Source organism: Myxococcus sp. MISCRS1 (genome assembly GCF_026626605.1).
GTDB lineage: Bacteria > Myxococcota > Myxococcia > Myxococcales > Myxococcaceae > Myxococcus > Myxococcus fulvus.
This window is the reverse complement of record NZ_JAPNKB010000001.1, coordinates 5,570,001-5,584,345: the sequence shown is the minus strand read 5'-3', so window position 1 is coordinate 5,584,345 and position 14,345 is coordinate 5,570,001. Positions and strand designations below refer to the sequence as shown.

The window sequence follows — 14,345 nt, the reverse complement described above, 5'->3', positions numbered from 1 at the left end:
GGGGAGTGACAGGTGGGAGGCAGAGGGCCCGTTCCCGGGGGACCTCGGCGGCGGACCGGTTGATCGCGGTGTCCGACGCCTGCATCGGGGACCCGGCGCGGGTGTGCGGCGGGGGTCTCGCGCGCAGCCGGGTCACCCACATGCGCTGGGACACGAAGCGCCGGGGCGGCCGCGCACGAGGCACGTCCCGACGGGCTGGGAACACCTGCTCATGCGGCGAAGGAGGCGCGTGGAGGGCCCGATGTTTGCGATTGGCTTTGTGTTCGCTCGGCGCGCCGACACCCGCGAGGTGACCGCGCGGCACGAGGCCCGCGGTTCGCGAGGTCGGGCTGCGTGAGCATGGAGTCGGCGCATGAGCGGGCACGAGGACTGGGGCGAGCGGCGCGGGTGTGCTGCCTTGCGTGGGCCCGGGAAGCCGGGTAGGAGGCGACCACCCCCCTGCCCTGTCGACCAGCGCCTTGCTGAATCCCCACGACCGACGAGACCTCGCGAGCCTGGGCCTGATGGTCCTGGTGTACGGGCTCGCGGTGGCGCCGGTGCTGCACGCGGTGGTGGGCCATGGTGGCGCGGCGCATGTGCACAGTCACGGGGGTCAGGCGCACAGCCATGACGCTCCGGACGAGAGTGGCCTTGCGCCGAAGCCCACGCGTCAGTCGCCTGAGACGGGACATGGTCCGGATGGCCACAAGCACCTGACCGGCTCGGTGGAGCACCTGAGCGTGGTGGCGGCGACGTGGGTCGTGGCCCTGGTGCCGGTGGTGCGGTGGGTGTCGTGGAAGCACGAGTCCGTGCATGCGCCGACGCGGTTGCCGGGTGTGGCACTCCGGCCGACGGCGATGCCGCAAGGGCCATAGGTCCACGGCGCTCGCGCTGAAGCGAATCCATCGAACGTGAGCTTCGGACCTCCGCGCGCCGGGTGTGCGCGATGAGGTGGCGGAGTCTTGCGTGTCATCGCCCCCCATTCATGACGGTGGAGGGTCTCCGTCTTCGAGCCAGGAGTGTCACGCGAGAGCCGCGTGCACGAGGGCACGAGGACCGAGGCGACCTGCCGTGAGTGTCCTTCATGTCCACGAGTGTCGTGACCGTCGCGCTATCGACAGGTTTGTGGGTCCTCTGTGCACCGCTGCTCGCGGTGGCGAAGCCACGTTTGCCGCTCGGCGAGGCAACCATGCCCTCGGCGACGAGCGCACGAGCGAGCACGAACCTGTCCGTGGTCACAAGCGGCGCGCCAACCTCCGGCGCACCATCCAGGGCCACGAGCCACGCAGCACTCGCCAGGCGGACCGTCGCGGCAACGACGCCGTCTGCGGAGTCGGCCGCGAGTCGCTTTGCTCGCGAAGCGCTTGCACCGGGAGCAACCAAGTCGTCGACGGAGCAACACGCGAGCCGTGCCGTCACCGGAGCACCTGTTCCGACGGCGACGCCGCACGCACTGAACACAGCGAAGACCGCTCCCCCCACCACAGTGCCCATCTCCACGCCCCCAGTTCTTCACGCGGGGCTGAACACCGAAGCGGCAACCCCGGCCGCGCGGCTCCGCATCGCCACCCGAGCCCCGCAAGCAACACCGGGCACGACTCAAGCGACGACATCGTCCGAGCAACTCCGCACCGCCACCCAAGCCCCGCAAGCAGCACCGGGCACGACGCAAGCGACGACATCGTCCGAGCAGCTCCGCACCGCCCCCCAGCCCTCGCAAGCAGCACCGGGCACGACTCAAGCGACGACATCGTCCGAGCAGCTCCGCACCGCCCCCCAGCCCTCGCAAGCAGCACCGGGCACGACTCAAGCGACGACATCGTCCGAGAAGCTCCGCATCGCCACCCGAGCCCCGCGGGCAGCACCGGGCGCAACTCAAGCGACGACATCGTCCGAGCAGCTCCGCATCGCCACCCGAGCCCCGCGGACAGCACCGGGCGCAACTCAAGCGACGCCATCATCCGAGCAGCTCCGCACCGCCACCCAGGCCTCGCAAGCAGCACCGGGCATTGCAGCCACGACACCGTCTTCGCAGCCCCCAATCGCCAGCCCTCCTCCACAAGCAGAACCGAGCGCCGAAGCGACCGCACCGTCTGCGCAGCCCCATATCTCCAGCACTCCCGCGCAAGCAGCGCCGAGCGCCGAAGCGACCACTCCATCCACGCAGCCCCATGTCTCCAGCACTCCCGCGCAAGCAGCGCCGAGCGCCGAAGCGACCACTCCATCCACGCAGCCCCATGTCTCCAGCACTCCCGCGCAAGCAGCGCCGAGCGCCGAAGCGACCACTCCATCCACGCAGCCCCATGTCTCCAGCACTCCCGCGCAAGCAGCGCCGAGCGCCGAAGCGACCACTCCATCCGCGCAGCGCCATGTCTCCAGCACGCCCGCGCAAGCAGCGCCGAGCGCCGAAGCAACAACACCGCCCACGGAGCCTCAAGCCCATCAGGTCCCGCAGTCCGAGCAGGACACTGGCGCGCCCCCACCCACGGAGCCGAAGACCCACACGGTGGTCCGAGGCACACGGCCTCCACAAAGCGCCTCGGAGCTCACCCTCGGCCGGGACATCCTGGACGCGGCGCCGCGCAGCGGAGCCGTGGACCTGCTCCGCGCCGTGCCGGGTCTCGTGGCCTCGCAGCACAGCGGAGAGGGCAAGGCGCACCAGCTCTTCCTGCGCGGCTTCGACGCCCTGCACGGACAGGACGTGGAGCTGACCGTCGCGGGCCTCCCGGTGAACGAGGTCAGCCACATCCACGCGCTTGGCTACGCGGACCTCAACTTCGTCATCCCCGAGGTCGTCCAGGCGCTCGAAGTGACGGAGGGCTCGTATCGCGCGGCACAAGGTGACTTCGCCGTCGCCGGCACGGTGCGCATGGACCTGGGCGTCAAGGAGCAGGGCGTGCACCTCGCGGGCACGCTGGGCCAGTACCGCCAGCGGCGACTGGTGGCCACCGTGCGTCCGGGCGAGGACCCGGAGACGTTCGCCGCGGTGGAGCTCGGCGAGGCCAGGAACTACGGCGAGCAGCGCGGCTATGGCCGAGCCTCCCTGCTCGCGCAGGCAACGACGAGACTCACCGACGGACTCACGTTACGAGCCCTCGCGGGCAGCTACATCACCCGCTTCGACTCGCCCGGCGTCGTACGCGAGGACGCGCTCCTCACAGGTCAGCAAGACTTCTTCTCCGCCTCCACGCCACGGCAGGGAGGCACCGTCTCCCGGCACCAGCTCCTGCTCGGAGTGGACCTCCCCCGCTCGGGTCAGGGCCGCACGAAGCTGGAGTTCTTCGGAATCCTCTCGGACCTGCGGCTGCGCAACAACTTCACCGGCTTCCGGGTGGACGAGCGAGGTGACGGACTCGAGCAGACGAACGACTCCATCATCCTCGGAGCCCGCGCCGAGCACCGCCGCACGGTGACGATGTTCGGCCGTCCCGTAACCCTGGAGCTCGGCCTGGGCGCCAGGCGTGACGGCGTGGAACAGACACAGCGGCGCTACCGCGAATCGGACGGCACCTTCTTCTCCGACGAAATCGACGCCCACTTCACCCAGACGGATGTCTGGGGTTGGGCCGAGGGGCGCATGGTCCTCGGCCGCTGGGCGCTCCGAATCGGTGGCCGCGCGGACGCGCTCGGTGTCGAGGTCTTCGACGCGCTCGCCTTCCGCGACCCGCGCTTCTACGACGGCCAGGGCTACTCCCGCAGCGCCTTCGGCGTGCACCTGGGCGCGAAGGCGGGCCTCGAGTACGCGCTGTCGGACGACGCGACCCCGTGGCGACTGTTCGCCAGCTACGGCGACGGCTTCCGCTCGCCCCAGGCACGCAGCCTCTCCGAGGGAGAGCGAGCCCCCTTCGTGTCCGTGCACGGCGCGGAGGTCGGCGCGCGCAAGGACAGGGAGACGTGGGCCGTGCAGCTCAGCGTCTTCGGCTCGCAGGTGGAGAACGACTTCTTCTTCGACCACACCGTGGGCACCACCGTGTACACGGGCGAGACCCTCCGCTCGGGAGTGACGGCGTCGCTCCAGGCGCGCCCCGTGCGAGGCCTCGTCGCGGCGCTGAGCGGCACCGTGGCGCACGCCTACGTGACGAGGACCGACACGCTGCTCCCCTACTTCGCCCCCTTCGTCGCCAGAGCGGACGTGGGCTGGGAACATCCCCTCGAATGGTCCTGGCTGGGCGCCGAGCCCACCCTCTTCACGGTGGGCACGGGGCTGACGTTCCTCGGCCCGCGCCCGCTGCCCTTCGACGAGAAGAGCCGCTCCGTCTTCCTCACGGACCTGGACCTGGGCCTGCGCCGAGGAGAACTGGGACTGAAGCTGGAGGTGCGCAACCTCCTGGACGCGCGCTGGCGTGACGGCGAGTTCGTCTACAGCTCCCGCTTCGACCCGAGCGCCCCGGCGAGCCTCGTCCCAGCCCGACATTTCACCGCGGGGTCGCCTCGAATGGCCTCGCTCACCCTGGAGGTCCATCTATGAATCGCAGACACATCCTGAGGAGCACGGTGGCCGTCGCGGCCCTGCTGCTCGGCTGTGGCAGCGAGGCCGAGCGCCGCGTCTTCACCGTGGAGTCCACCGCGGCCCCGCTGTCCGACACACCCAACGAGCGAGGCTGGCGAATCACACTCGACGCCGCGCACGTCTCCCTGGGTCCGGTGCGCTTCTTCGAAGGCCGAGTGCTCCTCTCCCGCGCCTTCGACTGGTACGCGCTCCTCGGAGGCACGGCGCACGCGCACCCGGGCCACTACGCGCCGGGAGACGCCCTGGGCGAGTTGCTTGAGACGCACACGGTGGACCTCCTGAGCGGAATCACCCCCCTGGGCACCGCGAGCGCGGTGACGGGAGAGTACGGCTCGCTGGAGCTGACACTCGCCACCCCGACGGCGACCACCGACGCGCAAGGCGTCCTGAAAGGCCACGCCGTGCGGCTGGTGGGCACGGCGACGAACGCGGACGGAGGTCAGGTGCGCTTCGACGTGGAGGCGGACCTGCCCAAGCCCGTGGCCGGAGTGCGCTTCGAGAAGTCCCTCGGGCTCGAAGCGGGCCGGGTACGCATCACCGTGGACCTGAGGAAGTGGGTTGACCGCATCGACTTCGCCACCGCGACCGACACGGACGCGGATGGCATCTACACCTTCCCCGCCGACAGCCAGGCGCGCAATGCGCTGATGCGCGGCGTGGAGGACACAACCGCCTACGTGGTGACGTGGGAAGAGGGAGCCGCGCAATGAAGAACTGGATGCTGGGGTTGTCGTGCCTGGGACTCGTCGCCTGCAGTGATGGGACGGGCAACGTGACGTTCACCACGTACGGAGAGGACTTCATCGAGAAGCAGATTCCTCCCGCGGTGGGCGATGAGGCGGGCTTCACCGACGGGTGGACGGTGCGCTTCGACAAGTTCCTCGTGGTGCTCAGTGAAGTGACGGTGGAGACGCACGACGAGGTGGCCGCGAAGCAGACGCAGGCGCGCGTGTTCGACGTGCACAAGCCCGGCCCCGTCGTGGTGGAGAGCTTCAAGGACCTCCCGGCGCAGAAGTGGGACCACATCAGCTTCGCGATGGCGCCGGTGGCGGACGCGGTGGCGGGCAACGCGGACGCGGCGGACGTGACGCTGATGAAGACGGAGGGCTACAGCGTGTACGTCGCCGGCCAGGCGACGAAGGACCGCGAGACGAAGCGCTTCAACTGGGGCTTCACCACGAACACCGTCTACGAGCACTGCGAGAGCCCCGAGCTGGGCGCGGGCGTGACGGTGCCCAAGGACGGCGAGGAGACGGTGCAGCTCACCATCCACGGGGACCACCTCTTCTTCGACGACCTCCAGTCGCCGGACGCGAAGATGCGCTTCGACGCCATCGCCCAGGCGGACAGGCTGGGCATCGCCGGACCGGATGGCGAGGTGACGCTGGAGGAGCTGGCCGCGGTGGACCTCACGGAGCTGCCCATCGACCAGTACGGCACGGGCGGCGCGGCCAACGTGCGCAACCTGCGCGACTTCGTCACGGCGCTGGTCCGCACCGCGGGCCACTTCCGGGGCGAGGGTGAGTGCGAGCCCCGCGCGCGCTGAAGCACTTCGTCCCACGACACGGCGGCGCGGTGAGCACCCGTCGCGTGAGCGACACACCGCGCCGGCCGTGATGGCTTACGGCTCCCTCTCCACCGGTGCTGGTCCACCGGGAGCGGGGGCCTCGCGCCAGAAGGGACCTCAGTGCTTCGGCGTGTTCGAGCCTGGCTGCCCGCTCCCCGGAGCGCCGCCCGGGATGGTGTTGCCCGGGCCCTTGCTCGGCGCGTGCTCCTTGTTCATCTGATTGGCGCGGTTGTCTTGCGACGACTTGTGCGCGGGGTTGTTGGGATTCTTGGAGTCGGAGCGCTGGTCATTGGCGCTCGGCATCTTTCCGCTACCCTTGTTGCCCATGGGCGAACCTCCGGCGTTCCCGAGCGGGAGTGCTCGAGAGGGCCGCACCGTAGAGAGTGACCCGGCGGTGGACACTCGGGCGGAGGGCTCGCCACGCTGTCCTGAAGCGTACGTCCGGGTGTCGGTGTGGCGGCGCTGCGGGCCGTCCCTCGTCCGTGCGGGGATGTCGGGACGCGCCTGAGTGCCTACCTCCTTGGCACGGAGGTGATGGGCGTGAGGACGATGACCTATGAGCGCAGCGGCCGGACGAACACGGCGGCCCAGGCCTTGCGGTTGACGGGACTCGAGCACCTGTCGGTCCTGGAGCAGGGCGAGGTGGTATCCGAGCGGGAACTGACGGCCCATGAGGTCCGCACGTTCATGCCCCTGCTCGAGCAGGTGGAACACCAGCCGGCACCCGTGGTGCTCGTACCCCAGGCGGGCGGTCCCGACGGGCTCGCCGTGACGCTCGCGTTCGAGGACGAGGAGTCTCCTCGGGTCCGACTGGCCACGGAGCGCCTTCCCGCGAAAGGCGCGGGCCCGCTCTACGACCTCCTGCTCTGGGAGCTGGACGCCCTGCTGACGCGGGAGCTGCACACCCGCGCGCCGCGCCATGCGCACGTGGTGTTGCCCCACGAGCTCCGCCAGGAGGAGTAGTCAGAGGGCCGCGTCGGCCGCGGTGGTCGAGTCCTGCAAGGGCAACCGGACGATGAAGGTGGAACCCGCGTGGGGCGCGCTCTCCACGCGGATGTCGCCCTGGAGCGCCTCGACAATCTGCCGGACGATCCAGAGACCCAGCCCGAAGCCGCCGTAGTGGCGTTGGGACACGGCGCGCTCGAAGCGTTGGAAGATGCGGGCGTGGTCCTCGGGAGCGATGCCGATGCCATGGTCCTTCACGCTCAAGCGCGCGTAGCCGTCCTCGCGCGTGACGTGGACGTCCACGGGCTGCTGCGCGCCGTACTTGAAGGCATTGGACAGCAGGTTGGTGATGACCTGCTCCAGCCGCACGCGGTCCCAGTGGCCGACGAGGGGCTCGGACACCACGAGCCGCACGGGGCATCGCGCGCCCGCCGCGTCCTCCTGGACGCGGGACACCAGCTCTTGAGTGAGTGACGCCAGGTCCACCCGCTCACGATGCAGGTCGAGTCGACCCGCGCGGATGCGGGACACGTCCAACAACGTGGCGACGAGCTGGTGCAGCTGGGCGACGGAGCGCAGCGTGGACTCGACGCGGCGACGCACGAGCGAGGCCGTGGCCTCGGAGCCCATCGCCGGCGCGCCACGCAGCAGGAACTGGAGCTGGAGCTGGACGGAGGTGATGGGGGTGCGCAGCTCATGGCTCGCGATGGAGAGGAACTCGTCGCGGGACTGGACCACCTCGCGCAAGTCCCTCGCCAGGTCCTCCGCGGCGCGTCGGGCCACCACCAGTCCCGTCACCTCCACGGCGACGGCCATCACGCCCTGGACGACGCCTCGGGCATCACGCCAGGGCTGCCAGCTGAAGTCGTGGAAGCGCTGCTGTCGGGAGAGCGCCGGGGTGACGTAGGGAGACGCGGAGGCCAGGGGCACCTCGCGCCCGGAGAAGGGCTTGCCTTCGCGGTAGACGTCATCGAGGAGCCGCAACATGCCGGGGTCCATGGCGGGCTGCAGGTCGCGCAGCGGCTTGCCGATGGCGTGGGCATCCACCTCCAGCAGCGCGCACGCCTGGGGATTGAGCAGCTCACAGACATGGTCCGGCCCACGGAAGACGGCGATGGCGACGGGGGCCTGGAGGAAGAGTGACTCCATCCGCTCGCGCTGGACCTGGGCCTCGGCGAGCGCCGCGTGCTCGCGTTCGAGCAACCGCGTCCGCTCGAGCTCCAGCTGTCGACGCGCCGTCGCGTCGCGGAACACCCACACGGCGCCGAGCTCTTCGTCATCGGCCCCGCGCAGGGGCACGGTGCACTCCTCGATGGGCAGCTCTCCGCCGTCGCGTCGCTTCAGCGCGCGGGGCCACTGGGACCACGTCTTGGGAGGCGCCGCCTGGCGCAGCGGGAAGGAGCCCGACTCGGGGCGGGAGCGCAGCACGTGTGAGAGGGGAACACCCAGGGCCTCCGCCTCCGAGCACTGCAGCAGGTGCGCGGCCGCGGGGTTGAGGTAGCGCACGACGCCTCGGTTGTCGGTGGCCAGGACCGCGTCGTTGAGGCTTCGCAGCAAGTGGGCTTCCAGGCCGGAGGACGGCGCGGGTGTCACGAGCGAGGGCGCCGTGACGCGCTCTGGTACCTGTACACGTCGTCCCGCCAGGAGGGAGGCAAGCGCCCCCACGATGAGGAAGAGGGCGACGGTGCTCGGCGCCGAGGGGCTCGCTGGCGATGCGGGACCGAGCATGAGGAGGAGCGTCCCCACCAGGGTCGCCAACCCGGCGGGTCCCACGCCTCCGGTGAGCGCCGCGAGCAGCACGGCCGCGAGCGACAGCAGGAGCGCCGTGGCCCCAGGCAAGACGAACCACCACGCGGCGAGCCCCGCGAGGCTCACGCAGAGGACGGCGAAGCCGTAGCGAACCCACGCGAGGTGTGTGGGAAGAGCCGAACGGAATTGGAGAGCCTGCGCACGCATGGGACGGCGTCTCGCATCCTGGACAAAGGCTTCACACAGTGGGTGGAGGGCGCACCGGGAGACGCTCGGGCGGCGCCCCGCCGATGTTGATCTTCACCTGGACGCGCGGTGAAAGGCAAACACCGGGGGACAGGCGACAGTCGACCCATGTGGGTTGTGACAAAGCATGAACAATAAGCAGACGAGCAGGCTTCGGTGAGAGAAGGCGGCACGGCAGCGGTGGGTGTGGTTGCCGACCGCCCCGTCATCTGTGAAGAGAGAGACATGAAGCGTGTGCAGTTCTCCGTGCACCGCACGGTGGGAGAGGCGCGGCTGCTGGCGGGGACGCTGGAAGCCGAGGGAATGTCCGTCCAGGTGCGCGGCGAGTCGCTGGCCCCGCTGACCGGAGAGATTCCGAGCGGCGAGACGTGGGTGGAGCTCTGGCTCCATCCCGAGGACGTGGAGCAGGCGCGAGCCGTGGTCGCGGAGCTGAAGGAGAACCAGGAGGAGGCCTCGCGCACGGTGGAGTGTCCGGGCTGTCGGGAGGAGAACCCGGGCAACTTCGAGCTGTGCTGGAGCTGCGGGGTCGAATTGCCTCGAGGCCTCCGGCCGCGACTTCGGGCAGTGTGAGCCGCGCCAGCGGCTGGGCGAGAACGGGACGTGCGGCGGATGGAAGCAGAGCGACAGCAACCCCTCACCGAGGAGGTGCCAGCCGGGAAGCGACGGCGCTGGCGGGTCGATCAGGGCCTGCGCGGCATGCTGGTGGTGTGTGGCGTGGCGTTCCTGATTCACCTCATCCCGCTGTTCCTGCCCAGGAACATGCCGGAGCAGGAGCTGAGCATCGCTCGAGCCACCCCGCTGCCCGAGCAGCGCGTCAGGCTGCTGCTCCCCTTGCGAGAGCATCCGAAGGCGACGGCCGCGGAGCTGCGTGAAGCCGCGGAGCTGCTGCTCGACGGCGCCCCGGCCGAGGCACACGAGCTGGCCCTGGCGGCGGAGCGCCGGGAGCCCGAGGCGATGGAGACGCAGCTGCTGCTCGCGCGCGTCTGTGAAGTGGAGCGGATGGAGCGCTGTGTCCGCACGGCGTTGGAGCGGGCGAACCAGCTGGCGCCCACGGACGCCCGGCCCGACGTGTTCCGAGCGGAGCTCCGGGAGCGGGGTGGCGACACGGTGGGCGCGTCCGAGGCGATGAAGGCCGCGTTCGAGAAGGCCCCGGGAGAGCCGCTCATCGGGCTTCGTTACGCGCGACTGCTGAGCGCGGCCCAGCGGCCGTCGGAGGCGTTCGCGGTGCTCATGGCGCTGCGGGGAAAGGTCCCCCTCGCGCGGCTGCTGGTGGAGCAGGCGCTGGTACTGCGCGCGGCCGGCCAGGGAGCGGAGGCCGTGGCGGTGTTGCGCAAGGCGACGCTGGAGGACCCCAGGCTTTCGCTCGCTCACTTCGAGCTGGGGCTGGCCTTGTTCCGCCTGGGAGATGTGGACGGTGCCCAGGAGGCTTTGAGACAGGCGGACCGACTCGACTTGGGAAGCCCCAAGGCCTTGGCGGCCCTGTGCGCGATGCAACTCGAGGCGCGGCGCATCGACGACGCGAGACTGACGCGGATGGACCTCGAGCGTCGCTTCTCCGGACGGATGGAGCTCATCCGCCAGTCCTGCAGCGTCCCCTGACAGGGCGCGGGGCTCAGCGAGGCTCGATGCCTCGAATCTGCCGGAGCATGCGCGCGGAGGCCTTGACCTCGTGGTCCACCGAGCCATCGACACGCTCGGTCCGCACGACGGCGAGGAGGTAGGGCAGGGCCTCGTCATCGCGCTCCTGCTGGAAGAGCAGCTCTCCGAGGGCGAAGCGGGCCCGGGTGAGGAGCACCAGGTCCTCCTGGGCGACGGAGGCGTCGATGGCGTCACTGAGCGCGGACTCGGCCAGCTCGGGTTGGCCCCGGGCGAGGAGCTCGCGCGCACGTTGGAGGTGTTCCTGGACGTTCATGGCAGGACGCCGGGGAGCTGCGAGGGAGGGACGACGGGGGCCACTCCGAGGTAAGGGTGGGCCCCATGGACGAGTCGCGCATCACCGAGCTGGAGCTTCGCTACATGCAGCAGCAGGAGACGCTGCAGGAGCTGAGCGACGTGCTCTATCAGCAGCAGCGGGTCATCGAGGCGCTGCGCGTGGAGCTGGACCTCCTGAAGAAGAAGCTGGAGGCCGAGCCCGGGCTGGTGGACGCCCGTCAGCAAGAGCGTCCACCGCACTACTGAGCCTCAGAACTTGTAGCCCAGGCGCAGACCGATGACGGGGTCGGGGTCCAGGTAGCCCACCTCCACGCCGATGCTCGCGGCCTTGCCCTGCAGGCCGAAGCCGAAGGCGGCATGCGCGCGAAGCGCATCGCCACGGCCCATGACAATCCAGGGCCCCACGAGTCCTTCGACGTAGACCCCCGCGCTGGCGATGTTCGCGCGGAGGACGACATCCAGGGGGATTCCCACGTCGTTGCCATCGGTGATGAGCGAGGCGCCGAAGCGAGCGCCCACCGAGAGAGGCCCCGCGAGCCGGCCTTCCACGCCCAGCAGGAAGCTGAAGGCCGCGCTTTGATCAATCCAATAGTCTGCCCCGAGCCCGACGCGGACCGTGGCGGCATCGGAGCGCATGGGCGCGACGAAGAAACCGGCCGCGAGCAGGACACCAAGCGAGGGACGAAGCAGCTTCATTCAGGAGGCTCCTCTTGCGTGGGGGGAGCGCCACTCAAGCAAGCCCGGTGGACCGAGGCCAGTCACACGAGGCGTTCCCGCCTCGTTCCCCCACTTTTTCACGTCCATGGGTCAACAACAGCGGAACAGCGACAGCCGGAGCGGACCCAGTCGGCCCTCTGTCAGGGACCAGTGCGAGAGCAGGAGCACCTCGGCGTCGCGCGAATCCTCGCGAGCGAGCAGCGGCGACGAAGTCACCTCGTCGTTACGACGCGGGGATGAGAGCGATTCGCTACCACGAGATAGGCGGTCCGGACGTGTTGCGGCTGGAAGAGGTATCAGACCCGACCGCGGGTCCTGGCCAGGCGCGAATCCGGGTGAGGGCTGCGGGCGTGAACTTCGCGGACACGGAACGCCGTCGAGGCCTCTACGACGCCACGGCCCCGCTCCCACGAATCCTCGGAAGCGAGGCCGCGGGGGTCGTGGACCAGGTCGGCGAGGGTGTCGACTCACGATGGGTCGGCAAGCGAGTGGTGGCCCTCGCGCAGCAGAGCTATGCGGAGTTGGCGACGACTTCGGTTGATGAGCTCCTGGAGCTTCCCGAGCACGTCTCCTTCGAGGAGGCAGCGGGGCTCCTCGTGCAGGGCCTCACGGCCTGGCATCTCCTCTTCACGTCAGCGCAGGTGCAGCAAGGTCACCGGGTCCTCATCCACGCCGCGGCGGGAGGCGTGGGTCTTCTCGCCATCCAGCTCGCCAAGACCTTGGGAGCCGTGGTGCTGGGGACCGTGTCGAACACGGACAAAGCCGCACTGGCGCGAGAGGCAGGCGCCGACGAGGTCTTCGTGTACGGAGGCTCGGCGTCAGTCTCGGATTGGGTGAAGCAGGTGACGGGAGGCAGCGGAGTGGAGCTGGTGCTGGACTCGGTGGGCGCCAGCACCTGGGCGAGCAGCCTCGAGTCGCTCGCGCCCTTCGGCCACCTGGTGGCGTACGGGAACGCCAGTGGTCCTCCGCCGGCATTCGAGGTGGAGGCGCTCTACGCGAAGTCGCTGAAGGTCAGCGCGTACTGGTTGCGCACCCCGCACCCGGCCGCCCTGCAGCGCCAGGCGCGAGAGGCATTGGGTCAGGCCCTCGCGGCCCGACGGCTTCGGGTGAAGCTGGGGTTGGTGGTCGGGCTGGAAGACGCCACCCAAGCCCACCGGCAACTGGAGTCCCGCGCTACCGTGGGCAAGGTCGTGCTCCGAGTTGCCTGAGCCATACATCGGACCCTCAGCGCGAACTTCGCTGGGGGGCTGATATGTGTTCAGCGATGGGGGGGTGGACAAAAAGAAAAGCCCCCGTCGCACGAGGCGACGAGGGCTTCTCAAAAAGAATCCGGCAGCGACCTACTCTCCCACGCGGTTTCCCGCGGAGTACCATCGGCTCTGGAGGGCTTAACTTCCGTGTTCGGGATGGGAACGGGTGTGACCCCTCCGACATTGCCACCGGAAAACAGGAGACAGTGCATACGAAGGGTAAGTTGCAGCATTCTGCGAGTACAAGCCTCGCTGTGCTTTTAGAAGTTTCTTCCGGGTGAATGCGCATGCATTCAAGCCTCGGCCTTGGCCCCGAGTCCCTTACTCCCCTCGAGGGGGCGCGCAAGAGATAGGGGGAAGTAAGCCGCTCGACCAATTAGTACTGGTTAGCTCAACGCGTTACCGCGCTTACACACCCAGCCTATCAACGTCGTAGTCTTCGACGGGTCTTCAGGGGCTTGCGCCCGGGATACCTGGTCTTGAGGTCGGTTTCCCGCTTAGATGCTTTCAGCGGTTATCCAATCGGCACATGGCTACCCAGCGATGCCTCTGGCGAGACAACTGGTACACCAGCGGTGCCTCCAACCCGGTCCTCTCGTACTAAGGTCAGAGCCTCTCAAGTATCCTACGCCCACAGCAGATAGGGACCAAACTGTCTCACGACGTTTTGAACCCAGCTCGCGTACCGCTTTAATTGGCGAACAGCCAAACCCTTGGGACCTGCTCCAGCCCCAGGATGCGATGAGCCGACATCGAGGTGCCAAACCTCCCCGTCGATGTGAACTCTTGGGGGAGATAAGCCTGTTATCCCCGGAGTACCTTTTATCCGTTGAGCGATGGCCCTTCCATTCAGGACCACCGGATCACTATGACCTGCTTTCGCACCTGCTCGACGTGTCCGTCTCGCAGTCAAGCTCCCTTATGCCATTGCACTCGCCGCCCGGTTTCCAATCGGGCTGAGGGAACCATCGCGCGCCTCCGTTACTCTTTGGGAGGCGACCGCCCCAGTCAAACTACCCACCAGACAGTGTCCCAATCCCGGCTAACGGGACATGGTTAGACACCAGAAATCAACAGGGTGGTATTTCACCGTTGCCTCCACCGAACCTAGCGGCCCGGCTTCAAAGGCTCCCACCTATCCTACACAGTCAATCCCTAGTGTCACTGTCAAGTTATAGTAAAGGTTCACGGGGTCTTTCCGTCTTGCTGCGGGTAAACTGCATCGGCACAGCTATTTCAATTTCGCTGAGTCCCTCTCCGAGACAGCGCGGAAGTCGTTACTCCATTCGTGCAGGTCGGAACTTACCCGACAAGGAATTTCGCTACCTTAGGACCGTTATAGTTACGGCCGCCGTTTACTGGGGCTTCGGATCATCGCTTCGCCTTGCGGCTGACGAATCCCCTTAACCTTCCAGCACCGGGCAGGAGTCAGACCCTATACGTCGGCTTG

The 14,345-nt window shown here is 68.6% G+C and carries 13 protein-coding genes and 2 rRNA genes (1 of these 15 only partly in view); 9 read left to right on the top strand and 6 right to left on the bottom strand.

The window, feature by feature from the left end:
- Positions 1-458 precede the first annotated feature (458 nt).
- The 4 genes from OWM54_RS22110 (at position 459) to OWM54_RS22095 (ending at position 6,035) form a co-directional block, all read left to right on the top strand.
- On the top strand, positions 459-854 hold the full coding sequence (locus OWM54_RS22110; protein WP_223750800.1) for a hypothetical protein: 396 nt from the start codon (positions 459-461) through the stop codon (positions 852-854).
- A 1,631-nt stretch (positions 855-2,485) separates the two neighbouring features.
- Positions 2,486-4,447 (top strand): TonB-dependent receptor, encoded by a 1,962-nt coding sequence (locus tag OWM54_RS22105; RefSeq protein ID WP_267698744.1) that lies wholly within the window; start codon positions 2,486-2,488, stop codon positions 4,445-4,447.
- Positions 4,444-5,199: a hypothetical protein gene (locus OWM54_RS22100; protein WP_267698743.1), complete on the top strand. Its 756-nt coding sequence runs from the start codon at positions 4,444-4,446 to the stop codon at positions 5,197-5,199. The genes OWM54_RS22105 and OWM54_RS22100 overlap by 4 nt, the downstream gene beginning before the upstream one ends.
- Entirely contained in the window at positions 5,196-6,035 is an 840-nt protein-coding gene (locus tag OWM54_RS22095) for a hypothetical protein (RefSeq protein WP_141331906.1), read from the top strand. Before OWM54_RS22100 ends, OWM54_RS22095 begins: the two co-directional genes overlap by 4 nt.
- A 138-nt stretch (positions 6,036-6,173) precedes the next feature.
- On the opposite strand, the gene OWM54_RS22090 is transcribed toward OWM54_RS22095, so the two are convergent.
- A complete protein-coding gene (locus OWM54_RS22090; RefSeq protein ID WP_223750796.1) occupies positions 6,174-6,383 on the bottom strand; it encodes a hypothetical protein in 210 nt (69 codons plus the stop codon).
- Between the two features lie 213 nt (positions 6,384-6,596).
- On the opposite strand from OWM54_RS22090, the gene OWM54_RS22085 reads away from it, so the two are divergent.
- Complete coding sequence (locus OWM54_RS22085) at positions 6,597-7,019, top strand: hypothetical protein (RefSeq protein ID WP_324289136.1); 423 nt, start codon at positions 6,597-6,599, stop codon at positions 7,017-7,019.
- On the opposite strand, the gene OWM54_RS22080 is transcribed toward OWM54_RS22085, so the two are convergent.
- Entirely contained in the window at positions 7,020-8,957 is a 1,938-nt protein-coding gene (locus tag OWM54_RS22080; RefSeq protein WP_267698742.1) for a sensor histidine kinase, read from the bottom strand.
- 264 nt (positions 8,958-9,221) lie between these two features.
- Here OWM54_RS22080 and OWM54_RS22075 point away from each other — a divergent pair, with 264 nt between their 5' ends.
- Complete coding sequence (locus OWM54_RS22075; RefSeq protein ID WP_141331910.1) at positions 9,222-9,566, top strand: putative signal transducing protein; 345 nt, start codon at positions 9,222-9,224, stop codon at positions 9,564-9,566.
- A 39-nt stretch (positions 9,567-9,605) separates the two neighbouring features.
- Entirely contained in the window at positions 9,606-10,595 is a 990-nt protein-coding gene (locus OWM54_RS22070) for a hypothetical protein (protein WP_267698741.1), read from the top strand.
- Positions 10,596-10,608: 13 nt separating this feature from the next.
- Here the strand turns inward: OWM54_RS22070 and OWM54_RS22065 are convergent, their stop codons facing one another.
- The gene (locus tag OWM54_RS22065) at positions 10,609-10,908 is read right to left on the bottom strand and encodes a hypothetical protein (RefSeq protein WP_223750792.1); all 300 of its coding nucleotides are present in this window, start codon (positions 10,906-10,908) and stop codon (positions 10,609-10,611) included.
- Positions 10,909-10,973: 65 nt separating this feature from the next.
- Between OWM54_RS22065 and OWM54_RS22060 the strand changes: the two genes are divergently transcribed.
- Positions 10,974-11,174, top strand: coding sequence for a SlyX family protein (locus OWM54_RS22060; RefSeq protein WP_046717116.1), 201 nt, complete (start codon positions 10,974-10,976; stop codon positions 11,172-11,174).
- Positions 11,175-11,177: 3 nt separating this feature from the next.
- On the opposite strand, the gene OWM54_RS22055 is transcribed toward OWM54_RS22060, so the two are convergent.
- Entirely contained in the window at positions 11,178-11,624 is a 447-nt protein-coding gene (locus OWM54_RS22055; protein ID WP_223750791.1) for a hypothetical protein, read from the bottom strand.
- 257 nt (positions 11,625-11,881) lie between these two features.
- Between OWM54_RS22055 and OWM54_RS22050 the strand changes: the two genes are divergently transcribed.
- Positions 11,882-12,853, top strand: coding sequence for a quinone oxidoreductase family protein (locus OWM54_RS22050; RefSeq protein ID WP_267698740.1), 972 nt, complete (start codon positions 11,882-11,884; stop codon positions 12,851-12,853).
- 119 nt (positions 12,854-12,972) lie between these two features.
- Here OWM54_RS22050 and rrf read toward each other — a convergent pair.
- Positions 12,973-13,089, bottom strand: a 5S ribosomal RNA gene (gene rrf / locus OWM54_RS22045).
- Between the two features lie 161 nt (positions 13,090-13,250).
- Positions 13,251-14,345: ribosomal RNA gene (locus OWM54_RS22040) — 23S ribosomal RNA — on the bottom strand (it continues 1,869 nt past the right edge of the window).

Excerpts from the sequence above, each read along its gene's own strand:
- OWM54_RS22100 (WP_267698743.1), top strand. The coding sequence starts at position 4,444 with ATGAATCGCAGACACATCCTGAGGAGCACGGTGGCCGTCGCGGCCCTG.
- OWM54_RS22095 (WP_141331906.1), top strand. The coding sequence starts at position 5,196 with ATGAAGAACTGGATGCTGGGGTTGTCGTGCCTGGGACTCGTCGCCTGC.
- OWM54_RS22090 (WP_223750796.1), bottom strand. The coding sequence starts at position 6,383 with ATGGGCAACAAGGGTAGCGGAAAGATGCCGAGCGCCAATGACCAGCGC.
- OWM54_RS22080 (WP_267698742.1), bottom strand. The coding sequence starts at position 8,957 with ATGCGTGCGCAGGCTCTCCAATTCCGTTCGGCTCTTCCCACACACCTC.
- OWM54_RS22075 (WP_141331910.1), top strand. The coding sequence starts at position 9,222 with ATGAAGCGTGTGCAGTTCTCCGTGCACCGCACGGTGGGAGAGGCGCGG.
- OWM54_RS22070 (WP_267698741.1), top strand. The coding sequence starts at position 9,606 with ATGGAAGCAGAGCGACAGCAACCCCTCACCGAGGAGGTGCCAGCCGGG.
- OWM54_RS22065 (WP_223750792.1), bottom strand. The coding sequence starts at position 10,908 with ATGAACGTCCAGGAACACCTCCAACGTGCGCGCGAGCTCCTCGCCCGG.
- OWM54_RS22060 (WP_046717116.1), top strand. The coding sequence starts at position 10,974 with ATGGACGAGTCGCGCATCACCGAGCTGGAGCTTCGCTACATGCAGCAG.
- OWM54_RS22055 (WP_223750791.1), bottom strand. The coding sequence starts at position 11,624 with ATGAAGCTGCTTCGTCCCTCGCTTGGTGTCCTGCTCGCGGCCGGTTTC.
- OWM54_RS22050 (WP_267698740.1), top strand. The coding sequence starts at position 11,882 with ATGAGAGCGATTCGCTACCACGAGATAGGCGGTCCGGACGTGTTGCGG.